Source organism: Pseudoalteromonas sp. SR45-5 (assembly GCF_014163565.1).
GTDB classification, from domain to species: domain Bacteria; phylum Pseudomonadota; class Gammaproteobacteria; order Enterobacterales; family Alteromonadaceae; genus Pseudoalteromonas; species Pseudoalteromonas distincta.
In genome coordinates this window covers 1-1,264 of sequence record NZ_JACJDN010000882.1, presented here as the reverse complement: position 1 = coordinate 1,264, position 1,264 = coordinate 1, and the positions used below count along the sequence as shown (strand labels likewise).

The following is a 1,264-nucleotide window of genomic DNA, read 5'->3' as shown; positions in this document are numbered from 1 at the left end:
CCACTAAGTAGTACACTGGAGGTGCAACGGTAATGCCAAATTAAAGTTTCAAAATAAACAATTGAAATTTAATGACTTTTTAAAAAATCTTATTCTAAACGTTAATAAATAAAACTAGAGAATATGTAATTACTATGCTCAAGTGTGTAAAGTTGCTATGGCAATTAATCTTTTAAAAAAGCTAAAAAACCACGTTCATAACGACTCAAGTACTTTGTTTTTCGTGGTAATGAAAGAGACTCTCTCCACGCAGTTTGAGTATCTTCATCTTCTTTACACAGCGTAATTAAATCGGGATGCACATAAGATTTGCGTGCTATAGCTGGAGTATTACCAAGTTGCTCAGATACGCTATCAAGCATGTTTTTTAAACTAAGCGCCCCTTTAGCTTTAGCTAATTGTTTGAATGCAATAACGCTTGCTCGCCAAGTTCTAAAGTGTTTTGCACTAAACTCCTCGCCCATTATTTGCTGAATGTATTGGTTTATTTCACTTGATGTAACATTTGTGCGCTCACCTTCATTTATATACTGAAATAAATGCTGCCCGGGTAAATCTTGTAAGTCTTTTATAACATGGCTAAGCACCCTGTCGGTTATATTTACTTCACGTTCTTTACCTGATTTGGCACGATATTTTAGCTGAATATTTTTGCCCGTGAGTTTTGCATGGCGTGTTCGTAATGTTGTCGCACCAAAACTTTTATTTTGCTTTACGTTACGCTCGTTACCTACCCTCAGCGCACCTAAATCCATAAGTCTTACAACTGCTGCTAAAGTGCGTTCAATATTAAGCTCATCGCCTTGTAAGTCTGTTTCTAAACGCGCTCTTAACAAAGGGAGTTTATTACCAAATACTCCACATGCTTGGTATTTTTTTGCTTCTTGTTGCGCCCTAAATTCAGGATGGTAACGGTATTGCTTTCGCCCCTTACTATCAAATCCTGTCGCTAAAATATGCCCGTTTTCTTCTGGGCAAAACCAAGCGTTTTTATAGGCAGGCGGAAATGCCAATCCATTCAAACGATCAATCACATTTTGCTCTTTTATTTGCTTACCGATTGGATCAAAGTAAAGCCAACTTTTATGTTTAAGTTTACGAGTGATCCCTGGTAAATTATCGTCTACATAAATTAGCTTCATTAACCCTCCAGTTATATTTAAGCATGCGTCGGAATATAAAATGTATCACTTTAAAATAACCTTAAACTGAACAAGATTATTGATATATAATAAAAAACCAACAACAATTATAAATACTTAAT

1 protein-coding gene is annotated in these 1,264 nt (G+C 35.5%); it reads right to left on the bottom strand.

The genetic code is table 11. The features are described 5' to 3' along the window. Positions 1–164 precede the first annotated feature (164 nt). The gene (locus tag H5072_RS19815) at positions 165–1,142 is read right to left on the bottom strand and encodes a DNA topoisomerase IB (protein ID WP_024597308.1); all 978 of its coding nucleotides are present in this window, start codon (positions 1,140–1,142) and stop codon (positions 165–167) included. Between the last annotated feature and the right edge of the window lie 122 nt (positions 1,143–1,264).

Excerpts from the sequence above, each read along its gene's own strand:
- H5072_RS19815 (WP_024597308.1), bottom strand. The coding sequence starts at position 1,142 with ATGAAGCTAATTTATGTAGACGATAATTTACCAGGGATCACTCGTAAA.